We start from the raw sequence: 24,675 nt of genomic DNA, 5'->3' as shown, positions 1-24,675 counted from the left end.
GCAATGCTTTCGCGACGGTGGCCTCGTCCGTACCCGGACGGCAGCGTGGGGCTCCCCGGGTTCGTGGCCCGGCACGGCCTGTGGGACGACGAGCAGACGGCCGCGGCAGCGCGGGTCGAGGCGGCGCTGGACGAGGTCCGGCAGGTCCGGCTCGTCTTCGCGGACCCGCACGGGCTGGCCAGGGGCAAGGCACTGACCCCGGCCGCGTTCCGGGCCGCGTTGCGCAACGGCATGGACTTCAGCGCCGGACCGTTCGTGCTGGACACCGGGCACGCGGTCGCGGTCGACTTCCTCGCCGAGGACCCCGGAGTGGGGGTCGGTGAGCTGGCGGGTGCGGGCGACTTCGTCGTGGTGCCCGATCCGCGGACCTTCCAGGTGCTGCCGGGCGTGGAACCGGCGACGGCGTGGGTGCTCGGTGACGAGTACCTGCGCGACGGTTCGCCCCACCCGCTCGGTTCCCGCGCGGTGCTGCGGCGGGTCACGGAGCTGTTCGCCACGCGCGAGCTGGCCCCGGTGATCGGGCTGGAGGTGGAGTGGTACCTCACGCGCAGGCTGCCGGGACAGCCCAGCGCGGCGGGCAACGGGTTCGGTGGCCAGGCGCAGGCTCCCGCGGTCGCGCCGCTCGACTCCGGCTACCAGTTCAACCTGGACAGCCACCTCGACCTCGCGGCCGAGATCACCGGCCCGCTGGCCGAGGCGCTGGAGGCGCTCGGGCTGCCGCTGCGGTCGATCGAGCACGAGTCCGGCCCCGGGCAGCTGGAGTTCACGTTCGACCCGCTGTCCGCTGTGGACGCCGCCGACGCCATGCTCCTGTTCCGCACGCTGACCAAGCAGCTCTGCGCCCGCCGCGGCTTCCACGCCTCCTTCATGGCACTGCCGGGACTGCCCGGGTTCGACCCGAGCGGCTGGCATCTCCATCAGTCTGTTGTGGACACTACGACGGGGCGGAACGCGTTCGCGGCCGATTCCGAGGCCGAGCCGCTGTCCCCGGCGGCCAAGGGCTACGTCGACGGGCTGCTGGCGCTGACCCGGCAGCTGTGCCTGCTGTCGGTGCCCACGGTGAACGGTTACCGGCGGCTGCGGCCCGGTCCGGCACTTTCCCCGTCGCGTTTGGACTGGCGGGTGGAGGACCGCACCGCGCTCGCCCGGATCGTCGGCGGGGGTGAGGCGGCGCACGTGGAGAACCGCATCGGCGAGCCCGCCGCGAACCCGTACCTGGCCATCGGCGCCCAGCTGTTCGCCGGGCTCAACGGGCTCGCCGGAACCTTGCCGGACGACGGCGGCAGCGCCCTGCCGACCTCGCTGCGGGACGCACTGGAGTCCTTCCGCGGTGGTCCCGCGGCCGCCGACCTGCTCGGTGCACCGCTGGCGACCCTGCTGGGGAAGCTCAAGGAGAGCGAGGTCGTCCGGTTCGAGACCGCCACCGGCGGCGGGGACCCACTCGACGGCGAGGTCACCGAATGGGAGCACCGTGAGTACTTCGACGTCTACTGAGCGGGCGGGGGCGGCAGCGTGATCCCGCGGTACTCGCGGCCGGAGATGGCCGCGTTGTGGACCGACCAGGCCCGCTACGACTTGTGGACCCGCGTGGAGGTGCTCGCCACCGAGGCCCAGGCGCGGCTCGGGCGGGTGCCCGAGGACGCGCTCGCGGAGATCCGCCGGACTCCCGCGCCGACGGCCGCCAGGGTCGCCGAGCACGAACGCGAGCGCGACCACGAGATCCTCGCCTTCCTCGCGGCGTTCTGCGAACCGATGCCCGCCGACGCGGCGCGCTGGGTGCACCTGGGCATGACCAGCTACGACCTCGTCGACACCGCGCTCGGCCACACCCTCGCCCGGGCCGGCGACCTGGTGCTGACGGCGGCGAAGCGGCTGCGGCGGGTGCTGGTGGACAGCGCCGTCGAGCACTGGGACACCGTCTGCGTCGGCCGGACCCACGGCGTGCACGCCGAACCGACGACGTTCGGGCACAAGCTGGCCGGGCACGCGTTCGCCGTCGACCGCTCGCTCCGGCGGCTGCGCGCGGCCCGCAACGCCGTCGCGGTCGGCACCATCTCCGGTGCCGTGGGCACCTACGCGCTCATCGATCCCGAGGTGGAGGAACACGTCTGCGGCGCGCTCGGCCTAGGCGTCGAACACGTGCCGAGTCAGGTCGTCGCCCGCGACCGGCACGCCGAACTCGCCTGCGCCGTGGCCGTGCTGGCCGCGTGCGTGGAGCAGCTCGCGCTGGAGCTGCGGCTGTTGCAGCGCACCGAGGTGCGCGAGGTCGAGGAGCAGCGGACCGGTGCGTACCAGGGCTCCAGTGCCATGCCGCACAAGCGGAACCCGACCACCAGCGAGCGGCTCACCGGGCTGGCGCGCCTGGTGCGCGGCTACGCCGGGCCGGTGCTGGAGGACGTCGCGCTGTGGCACGAACGCGATCTGTCGCATTCGTCGGTGGAGCGGGTCGCGCTCGCCGACTGCCTCATCGCCGGGCACTACCAGGTCACCGCCGCGACGGAGCTGGTCGAGACGCTCACGGTGTTCCCGGACCGCATGGCCGCCGCGGTGGAGGCGACCGGCGGGCTCGTGTACAGCTCGGTGGTGCTCGCCCGGCTGCTCGCCGAGGGGATGGACCGGGAGAAGGCCTACCGTCTCGTACAGCGGGCCGCGGACCGCGGCGGGGACTTCCGCACCGCGCTGGCGGAGGAGGGCGTCGACCCCGGAACGCTGTCGCCCGATCTGTTCCTGACCCGCCATTCCGTGCTCCGATACCGTCTGGAGGCCCTTCGTGGACTGGAAGATTGACCGCGTGCGGGGCGACGAGCTGGACCTCGACGAGGTGCTCGCCGTCTACCACTCGTCCGGGCTCGGCGAACGCCGTCCCGTGGCCGACCGGGAGCGGATGGCCGCCATGGTGGCCAACGCGAACCTGGTGCTGGTCTGCCGGATCGACGGCGAGCTGGCCGGGATCGCGCGCGCCGTTTCGGACTTCTCGTACGTGACCTACCTGTCCGACATCGCGGTCGCCGGGCCGCACCAGCGCCGCGGAATCGGGATCGCGTTGATCGACGCGCTCGCCCAGGAGGCACCACAGGCCAAGATCGTGCTGCTGTCCGCGCCGGGGGCACGCGAGTACTACCCGCACATCGGTTTCTCCCGGCACGAATCGGCGTGGTTGCGCAGTCCGTGAGTGACCATTCGGGACGGAGGTTGTCACGACTGCGACATGATGTCTCCACCGGACCCGAACGCGCCTATACTGGCGGCATGTCGAAACGGTGGGATCAGTCGGTGAACGACCACCGTCGTGCCGTGCGCGAGGCGACCCTCGACAGCGTCGCGGCCCTGATCGCCCAGCACGGGCTCTCCTCCATCACGATGTCCGGCATCGCGGAGGAGGCCGGCATCGGGCGCGCCACCCTGTACAAGTACTTCTCCGACATCGACTCCGTCCTCGTGGCCTGGCACGCCAGAGAGATGGAGCGGAGCCTCGAACAGCTGGCCGCGGCGAGCAAGACCGCGGACGCGGCCGACCAGCGGCTCGAAGCGGTGCTGGAGAAGTACGCGATGATCTCGTTCGAGCACCACCGCACCGAGCTCGCGGCACTGCTGCACCAGGGTGAGCACGCCGTGCGGGCGAGCAGGGAGCTGACCGACTTCCTCCGCGACCTGCTCGCCGAGGGGGCGCTGGCCGGCACGTTGCGCGACGACGTGTCCCCGGAGGAGCTGGCGCTGTTCTGCGTGCACTCGCTCGCCGCGGCGGGGGTGCTGACGTCGAAGGCCGCCGTGCGGCGGCTCGTGCGTGTCACGCTTTCCGGGCTCCGGCCACCGGGCTGAGCTGTCCCACCACACCGGGGCTTCCCCCGCCGCGCAGGCGAGGGAAGCCCCTTTTCGTGCGTGAGTGTCGTGGTGGAGACACAGTGTCTTGACGGACGACAGAGCGTCTCCGTATTCTCGGTCGGGAGACGACTTCCGCCGCGGTCGTCCGCTGCGTGAAAGGACTTCATCGCGATGTTGCGCACCCAGGCTCGCGTGCCCACGCCCTCGGCCAACCGCTACGCGAAACAGCTGTGCAGCCATTTCTCCCACCGGGTCAAGGCGGAGTGGAGCCCGCCGACGGGCTTCATCGAGTTCCCGCGCGGCGGCACGTGTCACCTGCGGGCGGACACCGACGGCCTGCTGCTGATCGCCGAGGCCACGGTCCCCGAGCTGCTCGACCGGATCCGGGTCACCGTCGGCGGGCACCTGGAGCGCTTTGCCCGCCGTGACGGCCTGGAGGTGACGTGGGAGTGATCATCGACTAGCCGTGCACGTCGTGCAGGTGGTGCACGGGGTCGTGGAGGAAGTACCGCGCGAACGTCTCCACCGTGAACCTCGCGCCGTCGCCGCGTCTGCCCGTGCGCTGCCACATCTCGCCGGAGACGTTGTCGAACGCTGAAGCCAGTTTTTCCGCCGCCTCGGCGAGTTCTTTCGCGACCTGCGCGGGGTCCTGGATCTCGTAGCGTTCTTCGACGGCCGTGCGGTCCTGGTCCCAGTTCGGGAACTCGGGGTCCTGCTCGGTGAGCATGAGGTCGAGCCGCACGAGGAAGAGGCGGCACACGTCCCGCACGTGGCAGCCGTATTCGAGTGGCGACCACGTTGAGGGTGCCGGCCGGTCCCGCGCACCCGGGCGGGCCAGCACGGGCTGCCACGCGTCGGCGTTCTCCCGCAGCAACCGCCCGACGTCCTCCTTGGCGAAGCTCGCGGTGTCAAGCCCGCAATCAGGGCAGGGCCGGTCGAGTACCCACGTCCAGTCCTTGGTGTCCGGCTGAATCATGGCCCCAGCATCGGCCGCCCGGCCGGGAAGGACCAGCGCGGATTTCTGCACGGACCGTTCAGCTGCCCTGCAGGATCCCCAGCGCCTCGTCGTGCAGGTGCCCGTTCGACGACAGCGCCGACCCGCCGTCGAAGCGCACCTCGCCACCCAAATCGCTGAACCGGCCCCCGGCCTCGGTGACCAGTACCTGCATCGGCGCCACGTCCCACGGGTTCACGATCGCCTCCGCCGCCAGGTCGATCGCGCCCTCCGCGACGAGGCAGTGCTGCCAGAAGTCGCCGAAGGCGCGGGTTTCCCAGCAGGCGTCGTTGAGCGTCAGGTACGCCTCGCGGGAGTGGTGCTCGCTCCACGAGTTCAGGTGCGTCGTCGACAGGTAGGCGTCCGACAGCGCCGACACGCCCGACACGGAAATCCGCCGCTCGCCCGCCGCGTCGCGCAGCCACGCGCCCTCACCGAGGCTCGCCCACCACCGCCGCCCCAGCAGCGGCGCGCTCACCATCCCGACGACCGGCGTGCCGTCCTCCACCAGCGCGATCAGCGTCGCCCACACCGGCGCGCCACGCAGGAAGTTCTTCGTCCCGTCGATCGGGTCCAGCACCCACGCCCGCCCCGACGACCAGGCCGTCCCGCCCCGCTCCTCGCCCGCGACCGCGTCGGACGGGCGCTCCGCGGCCAGCAGCTCGCGCACCGCGTCCTCGACGGCCGTGTCGGCGTCCGTCACCGGCGTGCGGTCGGGTTTGCTCGCCACCCGCAGGTCCCGCGCGCGGAACCGGGCGGTGGTGATCGCGTCGGCGGCGTCCGCGAGGCGCCCTGCCAGGGTGAGATCATCGGAGTAGCTGGCCACACGACGATGGTTTCACGCCTACCGGTCGTAGAGTTGGCCAGGTGAGCATGGTGTTACTGGCCGAGGACGATCCGGCGATCGCGGAACCCCTGTCGCGCGCGTTGCAGCGGGAGGGGTACGAGGTCGAGGTCGTCGGCGACGGGCCCGCCGCGCTGGAGGCCACCGGCGAGCACCGCGTCGACCTGCTGGTGCTCGACCTGGGCCTGCCCGGCATGGACGGGCTGGAGGTCTGCCGCCGCCTGCGTGCCAGCGGCACCGAGCTGCCGGTCCTGATGCTCACGGCCCGCACGGACGAGGTGGACTTCGTCGTCGGGCTCGACGCCGGCGCCGACGACTACGTGGCGAAACCGTTCCGGCTCGCCGAGCTGCTGGCCCGCATCCGCGCGCTGCTGCGCCGCCGGGCCCCCGAGGTCCTGGAGGCCGGCGGGGTCCGGATGGACCTGGGCGCGCGGCTGGTCACCGTCGAGGGCAAGGAGATCCAGCTCGCGAACAAGGAGTTCGAGCTGCTCCGGGTGCTGATGAGCCGCGCCGGGCAGGTCGTGAGCCGCGACGAGATCCTGTCCGAGGTGTGGAACGAGCTGGAGTCCAAGACCTCGAAGACGCTCGACATGCACATGTCCTGGCTGCGGCGGAAGCTGTCGGTGACCAGCGACGGCAAGGGCGCGGTGGTGCACTCCGGCGACGGCGAGCGCCGCATCGCCACCGTCCGCGGCGTCGGCTTCCGGTTCAACACCGAATAGCCCGTGCGCCGCCGCATCCTGCTGGCCATCCTGCTCGCCGTCGCGGTCACCGCCGCCGCGCTGGGGATTCCGCTGGGCGTCACGGCGTGGAAGCTGGTCGACAGCATCACGACGGAGGACCTCGGCGCCCGCGCCTCGCAGATCGCCGCCACCCTCGACACCGACCTCGCCGACGGGCAGCTCAGCGCCGACGACCTGGCCGCGGTGGCCGTCGCGATCCCCAGCGGCGGCAGGCTGAGCGTGCAGCTGCCTGGCCACCCGGAGCAGAGCGAGGGTTCCGACCCTGGCACCGACATCGTCACCGCGCGTGTCCAGCTGGCCCGCGACGGCAGCCTCGAACTCGCGATCCCGGCGGGCCCGCTGCGGTCGCGGCAGACGACCGTCACGCTCGCGGTGCTGTTGCTGGTGGTGCTGTCGGTGAGCATCGGCACCGTCGTGGCGACGGTGACGGCGCGCCGCCTGGCGAAGCCGCTGCGGCACGTCGCGGAGCGCGCGGCGAAGCTCGGCGGCGGGGACTTCCGGCCCGACCCCAGCCGGTACGGGGTGGGGGAGCTGGACATGGTCGCGGAGGCGCTCGACACGTCCGGCCGGGCGCTGGCACAGCTGGTGCAGCGGGAGCGGCAACTGGTCGGGGACGTCTCGCACCAGCTGCGCAGCAGGCTGACGGCGCTGCAGCTGCGGCTGGAGTCGCTGACGATCGTCGACGACAAGGACATCGCCGAGGAGGCGCGCGCCGCGCAGGAGCAGGCCGACCGGCTGTCGGAGGCGCTGGAGGAGCTGCTGGCGGCGGCGCGCGCGGCGAGCGAGGTGGACGCCGAACCGGTCGAGCTGGCGGGCGCGCTGCCCGAGGTCGCGCAGGAGTGGCGGCAGCTGTTGCGGGCGGAGGGCCGGAACCTGCGGCTTCGGCTCGGCGAGGGCCTCATCGCGCGGGCGACGCCGGGGCGGCTGCGCGAGGTCGTGGGCGTGCTGCTGGACAACGCCCTGCGCCACGGCGCGGGCACGGTCACGCTGGCCGCTCGGCGCGGTGACGCCGAGGGCACGGTGGTCGTCGAGGTGACTGACAACGGCTCGGGCATTCCCGACGAGCTGGCGCCGCACGTGTTCGAGCGGGGGTTCTCGGGCGGCGGTTCGACCGGTGTGGGCCTGGCGCTGGCGCGTGCGCTGGCCGAGGCCGACGGCGGGCGGCTGGAGCTGTCGAGCCGGCGGCCGGCGGTGTTCAGCCTGTTCCTGCGCGTGCCGAGCCCCGGCGACGTGCGGGAAGTGCGCTGGCCGTCGGAACGGGTCCCGCGCTAACTCTTGGGCCGCAGTTCCTTGACTTCGGCGTCCTTCACGACGTCCCGGCGGCGCTGCCCCAGGTCGTCGGGGAAAACCCACTTCTTGAAGCCCCAGAAGCGGAACACCATCGCGAGCAGCATGCCGATGATCGACCCGCTCACGAAGTCGGCCGTCTCCTGCACCCAGCGGCTCACTTCGGGGACTTCGAGGTGGAACGCGTACCGCGACAGGTACAGCGGAATCAGGTTCACCACCACGGCGAGCCCGCTGACCACGAAGAACAACGCGGCCTCGTGGTGGCGCTCGCGGCCGCCGCGGGTGCGGAACGACCACTCACGGTTGAGGACGTAGGACACGATGGTGGCGACGATGACCGCGATCGCCTTCGACGTGGTGGGCTTGTCCTCGAGCACGCTCAGCTTGAGCAGGTACCAGATACCGTTGTCGACGACGAACGTCGTACCGCCGACGATGCCGAATTTCAGCAGTTCCCGATGTTTGATCAGCACCGAGCGCAGCGGCTCCGGGGTGTGCGAAAGCACGCTTTCCACAACGGTCACGTGCGCAGTCTACGGAGGAGGGGAACAGCCCGGGGTTTCAGGCGGCGCGCTCGCCCGGTTCGTCCGGTTCCACGACGGCGGTCCGTACCACTCGCGGCCGCGCCCCGGCCTGCGGGAAAACCCACTTCTTGAAGGCCCACCAGCGGAACACCATCGCGACGAGCGTGCCGAGGATCATGCCGCTGAAGTAGTCGGCGACCTCCTGCGTGATCAGCCCGACGTGCGGCGTCCGCAGTTCCAGCACATAACGGGAGATCGCGAGCGGCACCGAGTTGAGCCCGACCGAAATTCCACTGATGAGGAAGAACAATGCGGCTTCGTGCTGGCGCTCGCGCCCGCCGCGCGTGCGAAACGACCATTCCCGCGAAAGCACGTACGACACGACGGTGGCCACGAGCACCGCGAGGATCAGCGCGGTGACCGGGTTGTCGTGCAGGATCGTCAGCTTGAGCGCGTAGTTCACGACGTTGGTCAGCACGAAGCAGAGGCCGCCGACCATGGCGAACTTCAGCAGCTCACGGTGCTTGATCAGCAGCGTCCGCACGGGGCGCGGCAGCAATCGCAGCACCGTCTGGATGGCGGTCATGTCGCCGGACAGTACTCCTGGCGATCACCAGGGCAGCCACGGCAGCCACCACCACGGCCTCGGGGGCTTGGTCTTCGTGGTGCTGGACGAGCTGCTCGACGAGGTCGTCGTGGTCGTCGTGGTGCTGGACTCCGGGGTGGTCGTCGTGGTCACCGCGGGTGCCGAGGGCCGCGAAGAACTGCTGCTCGACGAGGACGAAGTGCCCGTCGTCGTGGTGGTGGTGCTCGAAGTCGGCAGCAGCCCGCTCGGCACCGGGTCGTCGTCCGGGTCGCACGGCAGGCCGGGCCAGCAGGAGGACTGCACCGTCGCGGTCTTCGTCGCCGTGCCCAGCGTCGCGGTGACCGTGACGGACTCGACGTCGAACGGGTGCCCGTCGAGCTTGAACGTCAGCAGCAGGTGCTGGTGCGGCGCGAGCGGCGCCGTGCTCGTGCAGCTGGTCCCGTCGCCGTCCGAGGTGCAGTCGGCGAATCCCGTGAGCAGCCGCGCCGGCCGGTCCAGCGCGACGGTGACGGGCTTGGTGTTCGGCCCCTCGTTGGCGACGTCGACCGTGAACACCCGCGGGTGCAGCCACGGCCACGGCACGTCCCACGACGGCAGCACGGCCAGGTCCACGACGTCGGGCTGCTGCTTCACCGCGACGGGGACCCGGACCGCCAGCCGGATCGTGCGGCCCGCGGTGACCGACCCCGTCACCTCACCGGGTTGCGCGTCCTGGTCGGCCAGCAGCCGGAACGTGAGCGTCGCGGTCTCGCCGGGTTGCAGTCCGCGGTCGGTCGAGCACGTGACCGTGCCGGTACCGGCGGGGCAGTCGACGTTCAGCGGGCCCTGGCTCGTCTGCACGGCGAACCCGCGCGCGCCCGGAGCGCCGCCTCCGCCGCCGGGGCCGACCGCGCGGATGCCCTGGGGCAGGTTCAGCGTGGCGGTGACCGGATCGGAGACCGTGCCACCGTCGTTGCGGACGGTGATCGGCAGTGCGATGGGCGTGCCCGAACCGGGCTCCAGCTCGACACCTTCCACGGGCGACTGCGTGGTGAGGTTCGCGGGCGCGGCCGGCGGCGGCGGTGGCGGGGCGACCGGCGCGGGCGCGGGAACGACCGCGGGCGCGGGCGGAGCGGGCACCGGCTGGGGCGCTGGAGCCGGAGCGGGAGCCGGTGACGCTGGTGGCGCCGGGGCCGGAACCGGAGCGGGTGCGGGCGCGACGACCGCGGGCGGCGGAGCCGGCAGCGAAGCGGCGGCCGGAATTTCCTGCGAGCCCCCGCCCGCGGCGAGCGCGACGGCGACGGCGGCCGCGATGCCGACCCCCGACGCGGCGACGCCGAGGAACTGGCGCGGCCCGGCGGCCGCGGCTCCCGCCGCACCGCCCGCGGAACCGGCCGAAGCCGCCGCGGCGGTGACCGTGACGGCGCTCGCCTTCGCGCCGGTCGCCGCGAGGTACCCGAAGACCGCGCCACCCAGCACGATCGGCGCGACCACGGCCCGCAACGCGCCGTTGACGTCGGCCAGCTCGGCGGCCAGCGCACGGCACCGGTCGCACTCGTCGAGGTGGGCCTCGACCTGGGCGCGCTCGCGTTTGGACAGTCCGTCCCGCGTCCACGCGCCGAGCCGGTCGGCGGTGGCGCGGCAGCGCTCCGCGGACGTCTCGGCGAGGTGGACCTGCAGGTACGCCTGCCGCAGCCCCTCGCGGGCGCGGTAGGCGAGCGCGGACACGCCGTTCGCCGTCAGCCCCAGCAGGGGCGCGACCTCGGCGGGCGTCTGGCCCTCGATCTCGGTGTGCCACAGCACGGCCTGCCAGCGTTCCGGCAGCCGCGCGAACGCCTTCGCGGCCATGGTGCGTTCGAGCCCGGCGACGGCGGTGTCGGAGAACGGGACGGTGAGCGCGTCCGTCGCGGCGCCGCCCGCCCCGCTCAACGTGGTCATGTCCTCGTTGAGGTCGAGTCGTTTCTCCTTACGCGTGCGGTCGTACGCGGTGTGGCGGAGGGCGGTGAGCAGGTACGCGCGGAAGGCGCTGTCGGGCCCCTTGCCGGCGCGGAGCGTGTCGAGGACCTTGGCGAACGCCTCGGACACCAGGTCGTCGGACTCGGCCTTCGACCGGGCCAGCTGGCGGGCGAGGTTGTAGGCGGCCCCGACGTGGCGCTCGTAGAGCGTGCCGTACGCGGCCAGCTCGCCACCCCGGACCGAGGAGATCAGCTCGGCGTCGCTCTTCTCGTCGAAACCCGCGGGAACGGTGGACACTGCTCTCCTTCTGCCCGGGTTGCTGTAACGGTGACCGCCGCACCGCCTATCAATTCAGAGTCGCAGCGATCAGTGTGACTGAACTCGTCGTACGCGTCACCCTCCGGGGTCGCGGAAGACACCAAGGATGCAACAAGATCACCCGAATCCGTTCGGATCCGCGTCACGCCAATGGGTTTCGGGCGTCACCCGACCGGCACAGCCGAAGTGAAAGGACGGTCGCGAGTGGAGAAACCGGCCGGCGGTGGGGACAGTCCCCCGCAGCGGAGCTGGAGACCGCGCGGTGCGCTCAGCGACCCGGACGCCGACCGTCCGTTGCACGAGCTGCGCGCGAAATGGCAGGCGGCGAGCCTGGGCACGGGGTGGCGCTTTCCGAGCGACTGGGCGCTGCCCGAGGTCGACTCGGTGTGTGCCGCGGTGCTGCGCGGCCGCGACCCCGAGGCGCCGCTCGCGGCGCTGGCGCGCGCCCGTGCCACGGCGGGCGCCGGGCTCGCCGAGGTCCTCAGCGACATCGCGGCGTTGCACGCCGTGCTCAGCGACACCCAGGAGGATGACGGGTCCATCGCACCTGATGTCGACGCGCTGCCCGCTCAGTTACTGAGAGTGACGGCGCTCGCGTGGGCGGAAGTCGCGATGGACCAGCTCGCGCACATCGAGGTCATCGACCCGCTCACGGGCCTGCCCACGACGGCGTACCTGCGGACGCGGCTCGGCGAGATCTACCGCCAGGCCGCGGTCAACGGACGGGCGGTGGGCGAGGACCACGCGCTGCTGGTGGTGGGGCTCGACCTGTCCGCGGTGTCCGGCTGGCACCGTGTGACCGGCATGATCCTGCTCGCCGAGGCGCTGCGGACCGTGCTCGACGGCGGCGAGAGCATCGCCACGGTCGGGCCGTCGACGCTGGTCGCGGTCCTGCCGCGGGACGGCGGTATCGCGTCCAAGGCCGTGCAGCTGCGGCGCGCGGTGCACGACCGGCTGGCGGTCGACGACCAGCTCGCCGACGCCGGCAGCCCGCTCATCCGGCTCGTCCGGCTGCCCTCCACGCACGACGCCGCGTGCCGGCTGCTGAGGCGGCTTGCCCACTCCTGACCGTCTCGTCCCGTTCGCGCTCCGCAATCTCCGGGGCTTGTGCGACGCCCGACACGCATTCGTGATTTCCTGAAAGGGTGACCCAGTCAGTGCCCGCTGCCGGCAGTGAGCAGTTCCTGCGCCCGACGCCGCCGCGCCTGGCGCTGCGGACCTCGCTCGCCCGGCTGTCGATGCGGCCGCGGTCGATGCTGTTGCTGTCCTTCGTGCCGGTGCTCGCGATCGCGGTCGGCGTGGTCGGCTGGCTCCTGGACTGGCGGCTCGGCGTCGACAACGCGGTGTACCGGGCGGGTGCGCTGACCCTGCTGCACGGCGACCCGCTGTACGACGCGAGCACGCTCGCGCCCGAGCCGTGGTGGGCGCTGCTGCCGTTCACGTACCCGCCGACGGCGGCGCTGCTGTTCGTCCCGCTCGCGCTGGTGCCGACGCAGGTGGCGTGGGGCATCCTGACGGCGATCTCGGTGCTGGCGATGGCGCTGGTGATCCGGGTGGCGATCGGCTCGCTGCCCAAGCCCGCGGCCGACGGCCCGCGCTGGTGGTCCTCCCCGGCGCGCGCGACGCTGGTGTTCTCCGTGCTGATGCTCGGGCTCGAACCGGTGTGGCGGACGATCTTCCTCGGGCAGATCAACCTGATCCTGATGGCACTCGTGGTGCTCGACGTCCTCGTGGTCACCGCCCGCGGCGGCCGCGGCGGGGGGATCATGGTCGGCGTCGCGGCGGCGGTGAAGCTGACGCCGTTGATCTTCGTGGTGCACCTGTTCCTCACCGGCAAGCGTGCCGACGCGGTGCGGGCGCTGGTGACGTTCGTCGGGCTGCAGCTGTTGATGCTGCTGCTCATCCCCGGCGACACCATCCGCTACTGGACCAAGACGATCTCCGACACCGGCCGCATCGGGCCGGTGCACTGGGCGGGCAACCAGTCGCTGAACGGGCTGATGAACCGCGTCACCGACCTCGCGCCGTGGGCGTCGAAGGCGGCGATCGGCGTCAGCGCGCTGCTGGCCGTGCCCGCGATCTGGCTGATGCTGCGCTTCCACCGCCGGGGCCAGGCGCTCGCCGCGCTGCTGGTCAGCGCGTTCTTCGCGCTGCTGGCCTCGCCGATCTCGTGGTCGCACCACTGGGTGTGGGCGGTGCCGCTGGTCGTGCTGCTGATCTCGCGCCTGCCGCAGACCGGCACCGCGCGGGCGTGGCGGCTGTGGTTCGGCACCGGCGCGGTGATCGCGGTGTTCATCAGCTGCGTGCTGCTGGTGCTGCCGAACGGGCGCAACATCGAGCTGCACTGGAAGTTCTGGCAGGGCGTGCTGGGCAACGCGTACATCCTGATGCCCCTCGTCCTCGCCGCGGTGCTGGTCACGCGCTGGGCCCTGCGGCGGCGTGCCCGTGTCGACTCCCCGGCTGCCCGCTGACCCGGGCCGGCTGCTGGCCGGCCTGCTCGTCCTCGGCGCGCTCGCCGTCGGGGTCTGCGCCTGGCTCGCGGGCTGGCGGCTCGGCGCCGACAGCGCGGTGTACCGGGCGGGTGCGCTGACCCTGCTGCACGGCGACCCGCTGTACACGCTCGACAGGCTGTCGGCGCTGCCATCGTGGGTTGCGCTGCCGTTCACGTACCCGCCCGCGGCGGCGCTGCTGTTCGTGCCGCTGGCGGCCCTGCCCTCCGGGCTGGCGTGGGGCATCGTCACGACGGCGTCGGTGGTGTCGCTGGCCGTCGTGGTGCGGCTGTGCGCGCGGCGGGCGCTGGTGCTGACCGTGCTGGCGCTGGGCCTGGAGCCGGTGTGGAAGACGCTCGTGCTCGGGCAGATCAACCTGATCCTGCTGGCGCTGGTCGTCGTCGACGTGCTCGCGCGGCCGCGGTTCTCGGGCGTGCTGATCGGGATCGCGGCGGCGGTGAAGCTGACCCCGTTGATCTTCGTGGTGCACCTGTTCGTCACCGGCCGGTGGCGCGACGGGCTGCGGGCGCTCGGTACGTTCGCCGGGTTGCAGGCGCTGATGTTCGCGCTGGTCCCGCGGGACGCGCTGAACTACTGGACGAAGGCGGCGTTCGACCCGGACCGGATCGGCGGCGTGCACTGGATCTTCAACCAGTCGCTGAACGGCCTGCTCCACCGCGCCTCGCACGACGCACTGTGGTCGGGGAAGGTGGCGCTGCTGGTCGCGGCCGTGCTGGCGGTGCCGTCGCTGTGGCTCGCCCGGCGGTTGCACGCCCGTGGCGAGCACCTGGGTGCGCTGCTGGTGACCGCGTTCCTGGGGCTGCTCGCGTCGCCGGTGTCGTGGACGCATCACTGGGTGTGGGGCGTGCCGCTGCTCGCGTTGCTGGTGACGAAGCGCCGGTGGGCCTGGGCCGCGGCGGTAGCGGTGCTGTTCGCGAGCTGCGTGGTGATGCTCGTGCCCAACGGCGGGACCACGGAGTTCACGTGGGGGCTCGGGTACTCGGTTCTCGGGAACGCCTACGTGCTCGCGGCGGTCCTCGGCATCCTCGGCCTCGCGGCCCGTGAGCTGCGTCTCCATCTATCCTGATTCGCTGTGGACAAACGCACGGGCCTTCCCGTAGTCGGCATGGTGGGCGGTGGGCAGCTCGCCCGCATGACGCACCAGGCCGCGATCGCGCTCGGCCAGTCGCTGCGGGTGCTCGCGGCGGACGAGAACGACGCTGCCGCGCTCGTCGCCGCCGACGTCACGATCGGGCACTACACCGACCTCGAAGCCCTCACGGCGTTCGCCAAGACGGTGGACGTGCTCACGTTCGACCACGAGCACGTGCCAGGCGAGCACCTGCTGGTGCTGGCGATGAACGACGACACGCCGATCCGCCCCGGCCCGGACGCGCTGGCCTTCGCGCAGAACAAGCTGGTCATGCGCGAGCGGCTGTCGGCGGAGGACTACCCTTGCCCGCCGTTCGCCGAAGTGTCCGATGTGGACGACGTGCTGAAGTTCGGCGCGCAGCACTCGTGGCCCGTCGTGCTCAAGGCCGCCACCGGCGGCTACGACGGCAAGGGCGTGTGGATGCTCGACTCGGACGCCGAGGCGCGTTCGCTCGTGCCGGAGCTGCTCGCCGCGGGCACCCAGCTGATGGTCGAACGGCGGGTCGAGATGCGCCGCGAGCTGTGCGCGCTGGTGGCCCGCTCGCCGTTCGGGCAGGGTGCGGCCTGGCCGGTGGTCGAAACCGTGCAGAAGGACGGCATCAACACCGAGGTCCTCGCGCCGGCGCCGGGGCTCACCGCGCGCAAGGTCGACGAGGCCCAGGACCTGGCGCTGCGCATCGCGAACGCGCTCGGCGTCGTCGGGGTGCTGGCGGTGGAGCTGTTCGACACCGACGGCGGGCTGGTGATCAACGAGCTCGCGATGCGCCCGCACAACTCCGGCCACTGGACGATGGACGGCTCGCGCACCTCGCAGTTCGAGCAGCACCTGCGTGCGGTCCTGGACTACCCGCTGGGCTCGACGGAACTGCTCGCGCCGACCGTGATGGCGAACGTGCTCGGCGCGCCCGTCACGCCGCAGATGAGCCCGGACGAGCGGCTGCACCACCTGTTCGCGCGGTTCCCGGAGGCGCGCGTGCACCTGTACGGCAAGGGCGAGCGACCGGGCCGCAAGCTCGGGCACGTCAACTTCGTCGGCCAGGACGTGCCGGAGCTGCGCAGGCGCGCGACCCTGTCCGCGCACTGGCTTTCGCACGCGGAATGGCCCGACGGCTACGACATCCACGGCAAGGAGCGGTGATGGCCCCGCAGGTCGGCGTGATCATGGGCAGCGACTCGGACTGGCCCGTGCTGGAGGCCGCCGGGCAGGCGCTGGACGAGTTCGGCGTGCCGTACGAGGTGGGCGTCTACTCCGCGCACCGGACCCCGCAGCGGATGCTGGACTACGCCACGTCGGCGGCTTCTCGTGGACTGCAGGTGATCATCGCGGGCGCCGGTGGCGCGGCGCACCTGCCGGGCATGGTCGCGTCGGCGACGGTGCTGCCGGTGATCGGCGTGCCGGTGCCACTGAAGTACCTCGACGGGCTGGACTCGCTGCTGTCGATCGTGCAGATGCCCGCGGGGGTCCCGGTGGCGACCGTGTCGGTCGGCGGGGCCCGCAACGCCGGGCTGCTGGCCGTCCGCATCCTGGCGGCCCACGACCCGGCGCTGCGGGAGCGGATGGCCGCGTTCCAGTCCGACCTGGAGAAGCTGGTGCTGGACAAGGACGCGGCCCTGCGCTCGAAGCTACAGCCGGGCTCGTAGGACTGAGACGTACCTCCTGCCGACCGGCCGAGGTGAACAGGGATGCCGGAAGAAGTTGCGACGGTTCGATGGGATGACCAGGACCACTTTGTGACGTTGCAAGGCGGCCGGATCGAATCCCGGCCGCACGATAACGGGCCCGATTATCACACTCACTTGAGTGAAGTTTCCCAGGTTGCACTGGCCGACCTGCGCCCCGCTCTGGCCGCCGCTGACCGCGACAGGCTGGGCAAGGGTGCGCTCGATCGGACCTATATAGCCGTGGCTCGCGACGATGATTCGTCCAGTTCCGAGCCACCTTGGGTGCGGGCCAGCCGATCCATCGCATCTGAGCGAAATTTTTGGCTCGATGCGCAAGGTGATCTGCTTGTATCTTTTGAGGTCTTGGATCCGAAGACATTCGATTTCGATGATGTTGCCCTGTTGCTGGAGTCGATATTCGAAGCCAAGGATGTCGAGCTGGTTAAATTCTACGCGTTTCCGAATGGGGATTTCGGTGCTTTCGGCCATCTAACCTTGGAGCTTCTCCTGTCTGGCGGCGGGACTGTGGGATCGGTGTGGCAACTCACGGAAGATATAGAGCAAATGCTGCGGAGTGACGCCGTTTCGCTCGAGTCGGCACTCGGCTTGTATGCGCTCATCAAACTCGGTTACGTGGAGCAACTGCTCGGTCGGCGCGAGTCATCATACTTCGATGCGAAGAGCGAGGGGTACGGCCTGGCCGTCGATTCGGGGAAGTTCGAACTCTGTCTCGATGTGGCAGCCTTTGCGAATTCCGGTCATCCCGGCCTGATCGCGATTGGGCTGACCACGGACAAAGACGGCGCCAATCAAGATGTCGTGCGCTGCGTGACGGGTTGGAGGCCGGGTTCCTTCAACGTCGATGCCTATCGATCGGTTCTGCGTCAAGGAATCTTTCCGCCGGTGCATGATGTCCTTGTCGATGTAGTTCCCTATGAGGGGAAGGAACTGCTCTTGTTGCTCGTTCCTCGGCAGGACGAGGCCCTCCATCCTTTCCTTGTCAAAGGAAGCATGGATAGTAGGGGAAAGCTCAACAAGACCTCATTCACCATCCCCTTCAGGCATGACGATACGAAACAGTATATGTCCATCGAGGCCGTGCACGAGATGCTCTCGCTGGGCTTTTCCCTTCGGAGTGCGAATCGTCGAGTTGACTAACCTAGCCGGGCTCGTAGCTCCCGCTTCAACACCTTCCCCGCGGCCGACACCGGGATCTCGTCGACGAAGAACAGCTCCCGGATCCGCTTGTACGGCAACACGTTCTCGTTGATCGCCGTGAGCAGCGCGTCCTCGGTCACCGAGTCGTCGCTGCGCACCACGAACGCCACCGGCAGCTCGCCGACGTCCATGCGCTTGCGCCCGACCACTGCGGCCGCGCGGACGCCGGGCTGCGCCATCAACAGCTCTTCGAGTTCGCGCGGGTACACGTTGTACCCCTTGTACAGCAGCATGTCCTTCTTGCGGTCCACAATCGACAAGTAACCTTCCTTGTCCAGCACGCCGATGTCGCCGGTGTGCAGCCAGCCGTCGACGAGCACGGCGGCGGTCTCCTCCGGCCGGTTGTGGTAGCCGCGCATCACCTGCGGCCCGCGGATGCACACCTCGCCCTGTTCCCCGGCGGGCAGCGGGTCCTCGCCGCCCTCGGCGGGCACGATCTTGACCTCGGTGTCGAACACCGGCACGCCGACCGTCCCCTGCTTCCGCACGCCGGAGCGGAACGGTGGCCCGCTCGTGGCGCCCATCGTGACCTCGGTGAGCCCGTACCCCTCGTTGATCGTCGCGTCCGGGAACCGGCGGGCGAGCGCGCGGAGCATTTCGTGCGGCAGGGGAGCGGCGCCCGAGCTCAGCGCGCGCACCGACGACAGGTCGCGCGTGGCGAAGTCCGGGCAGTTCAGCAGCGCGGCGAACAACGCGGGCGCACCGCCGATCTGCGTGACCCGCAGGCGTTCGGCGTCGGCGAGGTAGCGCACCGGGTCGAAACCGTCCTGCAGCGCGGTGGTGCCGCCGGTGAGCATCGGGACGTTGAGGCCGCCGATCGTGCCCATCGCGTGGAACCACGGCGTCAGGTTGAGCCCGATGCCCGTGCCCAGCCTGCCGGGGTACTCCTCCTCGCTGCCGCGCTGGTCCAGCGTCAGGTTCCCGTCGGCGTCGAGCACCGGCACCGAGCCGCTGCCCCAGCACGCGTACTGCAGCGAGTTCACCACCACGTTGCGGTGCGGCAGCTCGACGCCCTTGGACCGGCCGGTGGTGCCGCCCGTGTAGGCCAGGTGCGCGAGCCGGTCGTACACGTCGATCTCCACGTCGGGCCGCGTTTCCGACTGTCCGGAGGAGAACTCGTCGAGCTCGGCGGCCTCGACGACGAGCCGTACTTTCGTCCGGTCCTGCACGGCCGCAAGCGCTTGCGCGGCCTTGCCGAACGTGACCGCGGCCACGGCGCCAGAGTCGGCGAGCTGCGCGGCGAGGTCGGCGGGTGGCAGCAGCGGGTTGGCCGGCGTGAACGTGGCGCCGGCGAGCAGGATCCCGTAGTACGCGACGGGGTAGGCGAGGCAGTTCGGTGCGTGGATGGCGACGACGTCGCCGGGCTCGACGTCGTGTGCGCGCAGGGCGTGCGCGAACCGGCAGGCGGCGCGGTAGACCTCGGCGAAGGTCAGCTGGCGGTCGTGGTGGAGGTATGCGACGCGGTCCCCGTATCGGGTGGCGGCACCGGCGAGGATCGAACCGACGGGGACTTCGGGGTAATCGAACGAACCAGGCACTTCGGCGGGCAAGGTGATCGGCATCACTCCACCATAAGGCGGTTTTGCGGTCCAGGACACAGGAATCAGGTGGTGAACGAGCGCTAACATCGATTGGAGAAGTTGCCGCGCGAGGAGGGTGGACACCGGTGTCGGGCTTGTACCAGTTGGCCGAGGAGCACGAAGAGCTGCGGGCCGCCGTGCGCGCGCTGGCGGAGAAGGAGATCGCTCCGTACGCCGCCGAGGTCGACGAGCAGGAGCGCTATCCGGTGGAGGCGTTGAAGGCGCTGAACGCGGCCGGGTTCAACGCCGTGCACATCCCGGAGGAGTACGAGGGCCAGGGTGCGGACGCGGTCGCGGCGTGCATCGTGATCGAGGAGGTCGCGCGGGTCGACGCGTCGGCTTCGCTCATCCCGGCGGTGAACAAGCTGGGCACGCAGCCGATCATCCTGTCGGCGTCGGAGGAGCTGAAGAAGCTGGTGCTGCCGGACATCGCGGCGGGTGCGTCGGCGTCGTACGGCCTGTCCGAGCGCGAGGCCGGTTCGGACACCGCGTCCATGCGCACGCGGGCGGTCCTGGACGGGGATCACTGGGTGCTCAACGGCACCAAGGCGTGGATCACCAATGCGGGTGAGTCCACGTGGTACACGGTGATGGCGGTGACGGACCCGAACGCGGAGAAGAAGGCGCGCGGGATCTCGGCGTTCGCGGTGCACAAGGACGACCCGGGCTTCTCGGTGGGGCCGAAGGAGCGCAAGCTGGGCATCAAGGGCTCGCCGACGCGGGAGATCTACTTCGAGAACTGCACCATTCCGGCGGACCGGATCATCGGTGAGCCCGGCACGGGCCTGAAGACGGCGCTGGCGACGCTGGACCACACGCGGCCGACGATCGGGGCGCAGGCGCTGGGGATCGCGCAGGGCGCGCTGGACGCGGCGGTGGCGTACGTGAAGGAGCGCAAGCAGTTCGGCAAGGCGATCGCCGAGTTCCAGGGCGTGCAGTTCATGCTGGCCGACATGGGCACCAAGATCGAGGCGGCGCGCCACCTGGTGTACGCCTCCGCGGCGGCCTCGGAACGCGGCGACGCCCGCGCGGGCTTCATGGCCTCGGCGGCGAAGTCCTACGCGTCCGACGTGGCGATGTCGGTGACCACCGACGCGGTCCAGCTCTTCGGCGGCGCGGGCTACACGCGCGACTTCCCGGTGGAACGCATGATGCGGGACGCGAAGATCACGCAGATCTACGAGGGCACGAACCAGATCCAGCGGATGGTCATGGCCCGTGCGCTGCTGAAGGGTTAGGTTGATCTTGATCCGGTAGTTCGGGCGGGCCTCGGTTTCCATGATCAGGCTGTCAGGGGAGCCGGGCCGCCCGAACATCGCGTCGATGGCCTGCCGAGCCCGCTTGGGCTGACGAATTCACGTGGCCGCCTTCCCCCAAGCAGGCTCTCTCCGGGCGGTGCGAGGGGCCACTTGCCGCCGTCTCTGAAATCGCCACCCGATTTCACACCTCCGGCGTACCGCTGATAGGGCAGGCTGGACCCATGGCGAAGGATGCCACTCCCGTCCTGGCGTTTGCCGCGGTGGTCCTCGGGATCATCGCGGCGGCGGCGAACGGTGATGCCTGGTGGTTCCTGGCCGGCGTCGTCGCTTGTGTGCTGCTCATCGAGAAACCCGTCGGCACCTGACGCTCCAGCCGGACCGCCGAGAGCAACCGTCCACTGGTCCATCCGGTGGGAAATTCACCCCTCCTTCACGTACCTCCGGTATGGTCGCCTTCTGTAGTTGAAACTTCAACGTACGGAGAGCCGATGTACGCACGAGTCCAGGACGTGGCGGCCCTTCTCGGCGCATCGGGGTCGGGGCGGTCTTCCTCGCGCACGGTCTGCAGAAGTGGGACATGGGGGTCAGCGGCGTCACGAACATGACCACCGGGATGGGCATCCCGCTGCCGTCGGTCTCGGCGGTCTTCCTCATCGCGGTCGAGACGGCCGGCGCGATCGCGTTCATGCTCGGCCTCGCGCTGCCGCTCCTCGGCATCGCGTTCGCGGTGGACATGATCGGCGCGATCTTCTACGTCCACCTCGACCACGGCCTGACCGGTCAGGGCGGCTACGAACTGGTACTGGCCCTCTGCGCCGCGGCACTGGCGCTCGGCTTCAACGGCGGGCGCCTCTCGCTGGACCACTTCCTGTTCTGGCGCAGGCTCGCCCAGCGGCGCGAGCTGCAGACGGCCTGACGACCGGACACCCGCAGCGTGGCGGGCGCCCGGTCAGTCCAACAAATCAGCCGTGGTGCGTTCGGCTCGGCGGCGGTCTTCCAGCTTGGCCAGGTCCGGATTGGACACCTGCACCAGGTGTGCACCCGCCGCGAGCGGGCCGACGAAACCACGCAACACGCCCTCCGGCACGGTCCACTCCACAGTGGACAGCACGCGCGCCCCCTCGGCCACCCGCGGCGCGGACTCGAAGACCTCGTCCACTGTGGACCCGGCCAGCGCCGGGGTGTCGCCATCGATGGGCACCAGCGGGCTGAACGTGTCGCCCGCGATGCGCGCCTCCGCGAGGTAGTCCAGTGCCCCGTCCGGCGGCGGCGACGTCAGGCCCCGGCCCATCGGGTCGAGCGCGACCACCGCCGTGGTCCCCACGACAGGCGCTCCCTGCGCGACGAACGAAACCCGCGCGCTCGGCGACTCCGCCACCACGTGCGCCCCGCACCACCAGGCGCCCAGCAGCACCCCCGCGGTCTGCCAGTGCGCGGGCAGCCGCACGGCCACCTCGTCACCCGGCTCGACGTCGAACTCCTCCACCAGCCAGTTCGCCGTCTTCGCAGCCCAGTTGGCCACCGTCGCCACGGACAGCTCGACGCGCGTCCCGGCCGCGTCGTCGTAGTGCGTGATCAGCGGACGTGACGGGGACAGCGGGCGCAACAGGCGGTCAGTGAGGCTCACCAGGCCAACCTAGTTCACGCACGTCACGCCGTTGATGCTGGCTTGCGCGAACCCCCCGCCGGAAGCCGCACCCCCGCCGCCCGTGCGGCCCGCCAGGCCGGCGACGTACTGCTGCACCGCCTTGGGGTCGACCTCCACGATGCTCTGCCCGTCGGGGCTGCGGCCGTTGATCGTGATCACCGGGATCGTCTCGAACGTCACGTCACCCGACGCCAGGCCCTTCGCCTTCTCCGCGAACTGCAGCAGGTCGAAGTCCGGGTCCAGCACCAGCGACTTGTGCAGCGCGTCGGTCAGGTCGCTCATCTTCGACGGGCTCGTCAGCACCCCCGCGGTCAGCACCTTGTGCAGCGCCGACCCGAGGAACACCTGCTGCCGCACGATCCGGTCGAGGTCGCCGCGCGGCAGGTTCTTCCGCTGCCGCACGAACGACAGCGCCTCGGCGCCCGTCACGGTGTGCAGTCCGGCGCTGAAGTCCGCCCCCGAGTCCTTGTCCTCCGTCGCGTGGCTGAGGCACACCTGCACACCGCCGAGCGCCTCGGTGATGAGGTAGAACCCGAGCAGGTTCACCTCCGCGTAGTGGTCGACGCGCACCTGCGTGAAGTCCTGGATGGTCTGGACCAGCGCCTTGCGGCCCGCCTGGTCCGAGTCCCGCTCGATCTCCGCCTGGTCCCGCTTGCCCTGGGCGCGCAGCTGCGCCGCGGCCGCCGCCTTCGTGGTGCCGAACACCGAGTTGATCTTCGCCTGGCCACCCTTGGGCACGGTCACCCACGTGTCCCGCGGGATGGAGATCGCGACCGGCTTCCCGCCGTTCTTCGGCACCCGCAGGATGATCAGCGTGTCGGTGTTGATGGCGCCGGTCTGCTCGGTGCGCAGCGTCTTGAGCACCGACAGCGGCAGCGGGTTGCCCTGCATGTCCGTCCGCGCGTCCACGCCGACCAGCAGGATGTCCTCCGCGCCGTCGTCCGCGGGCGGCGCCTGCACGTCGGGAGAATCGGGCTCGCCGAGCACGTCCGTCGTGTGCAGGTCGCCCTGCACCTGGTGGTACGTCAGGTACGCGTACCCCGTTGCCACCAGTGCCACCACCGACAGCAGCGCCAGCACGACCTGCCCCACGCGCCGGGGGACCGACCGTCTCCGCGGCGCCGGCCCGGCCGAGTCCGGAGCCGGCTCCGCGACCGGCTCCTCAGCCGGCCACTCCGGCTCGTCGTCCACCCTGGTGTCTCCCCCTGCTCGCCCCTGCCCTCCGGTCCAGGTTAAGGCACGGGGGTCAGTTCACACAGGCGACTTCACCACCCGTGATCGGCGCCTCGGTGCTGGCCGGAAGCGAAGGGGACACGCTGGTGGACGGCGCGCTCGACCGTTTGGCGGAAGGCGGCTTCGACACCGAGGTCGTGGTGGTCGGCGGAGGCGGCGTGGCGCTCGTGGTGGCGCCCGGGTCGGCCGTCAGCCCCTCGACGAACCCCTGCACCTGCTGGACGTCGACGCGCAGCACGTCGGCGCCGCCGATGACCGCGTTGCCGAGCGTCGGGACGGTGTGGAACTCGATCCGTCCGCTGTCCAGCCCCCGCAGCTGACCGGCGAACTGCACCAGGTCCCAGTTGTCGGACAGCACCACCGACTTCTTCACGGCCGCGATCACGTCGCTGAGCTTGCCCGGGTTCGCCAGCACGTCCCGCGACAGCACCTTGCGCGCGAGCCCGGACAGGAACGCCTGCTGCCGCGCGATGCGGTCGAGGTCGCCGTTGGGCAGGTCGTAGCGCTGCCGCACGAACGCCAGCGCCTGCACGCCTTCGACGGTCTGCCTCCCGGCGGGCAGGTCCACGCCGGAGTTGCGCTCGTGCACCGGCTTGTTCAGGCACACGTCGACGCCCCCGAGCGCCTTCGTGACCTCGTAGAAGCTCGCCAGGTTCACCTCGGCGTAGCGGTCGATCATGCCGGGCTTGCCCATGAGGTTCTCGAGCGTGGTGACCAGGTTGCGCCTGCCGGCGATCTTCGCCTGCCGCTCGGCCTCCTTCAGGTCCACGCCCTTCTGCTGCAGCTGGTGGAACCGGTCGTTGTAGGCGTAGACGAACGCGCCGTTGAGTTTGTGCTTGCCGTAGCCCCCGGCGAGTTCCACCCACGAGTCGCGCGGGAAGGAGATCGCCACCGCGCGGCGGCCGTCCTGCGGGATGTGCACGAGGATCATCGTGTCGGTCTGCTTCTCGCCGTTGGAGTCCCCGGCGTGCAGCATGTCCAGCACCTCGCGCGGCAGCGGGTTGCCCTGCTCGTCGGTGCGGCTGTCCATGCCGACGAGCAGGATGTCCACCGCGCCGTCCAGCGGGACCGCGTGCAGTTGGTTGTCCTCGAAGACTTCGCTGGTGGCGAGCCCGCTGTTGGGGTCGCCGACGAACTGCCAGCCGTACCACGTGAGCACCAGCACGGCCGCCGACACGAGCGCGACCAGCGACCGCGCGCCGCGCAACGCGAAGACCGCGAACCAGTGGCGGCGGTGGCGCCGTCTCGGTGAAGGGACGGGCGGAGGGGGCCAGTCGGGAACTTCCTCCGCAGCGTCATCCTGGCGGGTCGCAACCCCGTCGGTCACGCTCGCTCCTCCTGCCCCCAGGCTTGGTGAATGCTTCCAGATTACTGTTCC

At 70.9% G+C, this 24,675-nt stretch carries 25 protein-coding genes; 16 read left to right on the top strand and 9 right to left on the bottom strand.

Going from position 1 to position 24,675, the window contains the following annotated elements:
• The first annotated feature begins 3 nt into the window (after positions 1-3).
• From FHX82_RS21765 to FHX82_RS21745, 5 genes are all read left to right on the top strand, one after another.
• The gene (locus FHX82_RS21765) at positions 4-1,494 is read left to right on the top strand and encodes a glutamine synthetase family protein (RefSeq protein ID WP_145935134.1); all 1,491 of its coding nucleotides are present in this window, start codon (positions 4-6) and stop codon (positions 1,492-1,494) included.
• 18 nt (positions 1,495-1,512) lie between these two features.
• Positions 1,513-2,787: an adenylosuccinate lyase gene (gene purB, locus FHX82_RS21760; RefSeq protein WP_145935133.1), complete on the top strand. Its 1,275-nt coding sequence runs from the start codon at positions 1,513-1,515 to the stop codon at positions 2,785-2,787.
• Positions 2,771-3,172, top strand: a complete 402-nt coding sequence (locus FHX82_RS21755) for a GNAT family N-acetyltransferase (protein ID WP_145935132.1) — start codon at positions 2,771-2,773, stop codon at positions 3,170-3,172. Before purB ends, FHX82_RS21755 begins: the two co-directional genes overlap by 17 nt.
• A gap of 77 nt (positions 3,173-3,249) precedes the next feature.
• A complete protein-coding gene (locus FHX82_RS21750; protein WP_145935131.1) occupies positions 3,250-3,819 on the top strand; it encodes a TetR/AcrR family transcriptional regulator in 570 nt (189 codons plus the stop codon).
• Positions 3,820-3,993: 174 nt separating this feature from the next.
• Positions 3,994-4,275 carry a DUF2218 domain-containing protein gene (locus tag FHX82_RS21745; RefSeq protein ID WP_145935130.1) on the top strand — a complete coding sequence of 94 codons (282 nt, stop codon included), beginning with the start codon at positions 3,994-3,996 and terminating at the stop codon, positions 4,273-4,275.
• A 7-nt stretch (positions 4,276-4,282) separates the two neighbouring features.
• Here FHX82_RS21745 and FHX82_RS21740 read toward each other — a convergent pair whose 3' ends face one another.
• Positions 4,283-4,798, bottom strand: a complete 516-nt coding sequence (locus FHX82_RS21740) for a DinB family protein (RefSeq protein ID WP_145935129.1) — start codon at positions 4,796-4,798, stop codon at positions 4,283-4,285.
• Between the two features lie 58 nt (positions 4,799-4,856).
• A complete protein-coding gene (gene hisN, locus FHX82_RS21735) occupies positions 4,857-5,642 on the bottom strand; it encodes a histidinol-phosphatase (protein ID WP_145935128.1) in 786 nt (261 codons plus the stop codon).
• Between the two features lie 47 nt (positions 5,643-5,689).
• Here hisN and FHX82_RS21730 point away from each other — a divergent pair, with 47 nt between their 5' ends.
• The gene (locus FHX82_RS21730) at positions 5,690-6,382 is read left to right on the top strand and encodes a response regulator transcription factor (RefSeq protein ID WP_145935155.1); all 693 of its coding nucleotides are present in this window, start codon (positions 5,690-5,692) and stop codon (positions 6,380-6,382) included.
• Between the two features lie 3 nt (positions 6,383-6,385).
• The gene (locus FHX82_RS21725; protein WP_145935127.1) at positions 6,386-7,675 is read left to right on the top strand and encodes an ATP-binding protein; all 1,290 of its coding nucleotides are present in this window, start codon (positions 6,386-6,388) and stop codon (positions 7,673-7,675) included.
• Here FHX82_RS21725 and FHX82_RS21720 read toward each other — a convergent pair.
• Genes FHX82_RS21720 through FHX82_RS21710 form a run of 3 tightly spaced genes read right to left on the bottom strand, consistent with a single transcriptional unit; the run spans position 7,672 to position 11,035 of the window.
• A complete protein-coding gene (locus FHX82_RS21720; protein ID WP_145935126.1) occupies positions 7,672-8,217 on the bottom strand; it encodes a GtrA family protein in 546 nt (181 codons plus the stop codon). The two genes, FHX82_RS21725 and FHX82_RS21720, sit on opposite strands and share 4 nt — an antisense overlap.
• Before the next feature lie 37 nt (positions 8,218-8,254).
• Positions 8,255-8,803, bottom strand: coding sequence for a GtrA family protein (locus tag FHX82_RS21715; protein ID WP_145935125.1), 549 nt, complete (start codon positions 8,801-8,803; stop codon positions 8,255-8,257).
• A gap of 24 nt (positions 8,804-8,827) precedes the next feature.
• Positions 8,828-11,035 (bottom strand): sigma-70 family RNA polymerase sigma factor, encoded by a 2,208-nt coding sequence (locus tag FHX82_RS21710; RefSeq protein WP_145935124.1) that lies wholly within the window; start codon positions 11,033-11,035, stop codon positions 8,828-8,830.
• A gap of 225 nt (positions 11,036-11,260) precedes the next feature.
• Between FHX82_RS21710 and FHX82_RS21705 the strand changes: the two genes are divergently transcribed.
• From FHX82_RS21705 to FHX82_RS21680, 6 genes are all read left to right on the top strand, one after another.
• The gene (locus tag FHX82_RS21705) at positions 11,261-12,124 is read left to right on the top strand and encodes a GGDEF domain-containing protein (protein WP_145935123.1); all 864 of its coding nucleotides are present in this window, start codon (positions 11,261-11,263) and stop codon (positions 12,122-12,124) included.
• 77 nt (positions 12,125-12,201) lie between these two features.
• A complete protein-coding gene (locus FHX82_RS21700; RefSeq protein ID WP_229881323.1) occupies positions 12,202-13,527 on the top strand; it encodes a glycosyltransferase 87 family protein in 1,326 nt (441 codons plus the stop codon).
• Positions 13,496-14,632, top strand: coding sequence for a glycosyltransferase 87 family protein (locus tag FHX82_RS21695; protein ID WP_373308669.1), 1,137 nt, complete (start codon positions 13,496-13,498; stop codon positions 14,630-14,632). Before FHX82_RS21700 ends, FHX82_RS21695 begins: the two co-directional genes overlap by 32 nt.
• Before the next feature lie 6 nt (positions 14,633-14,638).
• A complete protein-coding gene (locus FHX82_RS21690; protein ID WP_145935121.1) occupies positions 14,639-15,835 on the top strand; it encodes a 5-(carboxyamino)imidazole ribonucleotide synthase in 1,197 nt (398 codons plus the stop codon).
• Positions 15,835-16,338: a 5-(carboxyamino)imidazole ribonucleotide mutase gene (gene purE, locus FHX82_RS21685; RefSeq protein WP_145935120.1), complete on the top strand. Its 504-nt coding sequence runs from the start codon at positions 15,835-15,837 to the stop codon at positions 16,336-16,338. Before FHX82_RS21690 ends, purE begins: the two co-directional genes overlap by 1 nt.
• Positions 16,339-16,380: 42 nt before the next feature.
• Positions 16,381-17,517 carry an AlbA family DNA-binding domain-containing protein gene (locus FHX82_RS21680; protein WP_145935119.1) on the top strand — a complete coding sequence of 379 codons (1,137 nt, stop codon included), beginning with the start codon at positions 16,381-16,383 and terminating at the stop codon, positions 17,515-17,517.
• Here FHX82_RS21680 and FHX82_RS21675 read toward each other — a convergent pair.
• Positions 17,514-19,139, bottom strand: a complete 1,626-nt coding sequence (locus tag FHX82_RS21675; protein ID WP_145935118.1) for a class I adenylate-forming enzyme family protein — start codon at positions 19,137-19,139, stop codon at positions 17,514-17,516. The two genes, FHX82_RS21680 and FHX82_RS21675, sit on opposite strands and share 4 nt — an antisense overlap.
• 113 nt (positions 19,140-19,252) lie before the next feature.
• Here FHX82_RS21675 and FHX82_RS21670 point away from each other — a divergent pair, with 113 nt between their 5' ends.
• From FHX82_RS21670 to FHX82_RS21660, 3 genes are all read left to right on the top strand, one after another.
• Positions 19,253-20,395, top strand: coding sequence for an acyl-CoA dehydrogenase family protein (locus tag FHX82_RS21670; protein ID WP_183176788.1), 1,143 nt, complete (start codon positions 19,253-19,255; stop codon positions 20,393-20,395).
• Between the two features lie 242 nt (positions 20,396-20,637).
• Entirely contained in the window at positions 20,638-20,781 is a 144-nt protein-coding gene (locus FHX82_RS21665; protein ID WP_183176751.1) for a hypothetical protein, read from the top strand.
• A gap of 212 nt (positions 20,782-20,993) precedes the next feature.
• Positions 20,994-21,332 (top strand): DoxX family protein, encoded by a 339-nt coding sequence (locus FHX82_RS21660; protein WP_229881322.1) that lies wholly within the window; start codon positions 20,994-20,996, stop codon positions 21,330-21,332.
• Positions 21,333-21,365: 33 nt separating this feature from the next.
• Here FHX82_RS21660 and FHX82_RS21655 read toward each other — a convergent pair whose 3' ends face one another.
• Genes FHX82_RS21655 through FHX82_RS21645 form a run of 3 tightly spaced genes read right to left on the bottom strand, consistent with a single transcriptional unit; the run spans position 21,366 to position 24,624 of the window.
• A complete protein-coding gene (locus FHX82_RS21655) occupies positions 21,366-22,043 on the bottom strand; it encodes a TIGR03089 family protein (RefSeq protein WP_145935116.1) in 678 nt (225 codons plus the stop codon).
• Between the two features lie 9 nt (positions 22,044-22,052).
• Entirely contained in the window at positions 22,053-23,255 is a 1,203-nt protein-coding gene (locus tag FHX82_RS21650) for an LCP family protein (RefSeq protein WP_145935115.1), read from the bottom strand.
• A 55-nt stretch (positions 23,256-23,310) separates the two neighbouring features.
• Positions 23,311-24,624: an LCP family protein gene (locus FHX82_RS21645; protein WP_145935114.1), complete on the bottom strand. Its 1,314-nt coding sequence runs from the start codon at positions 24,622-24,624 to the stop codon at positions 23,311-23,313.
• Positions 24,625-24,675: the final 51 nt, after the last annotated feature.

This window comes from Amycolatopsis bartoniae (assembly GCF_014191255.1).
GTDB lineage: Bacteria > Actinomycetota > Actinomycetes > Mycobacteriales > Pseudonocardiaceae > Amycolatopsis_E > Amycolatopsis_E bartoniae.
Note: the sequence above shows the minus strand (reverse complement) of the source record. Positions and strands in the feature narration are given on the sequence as shown.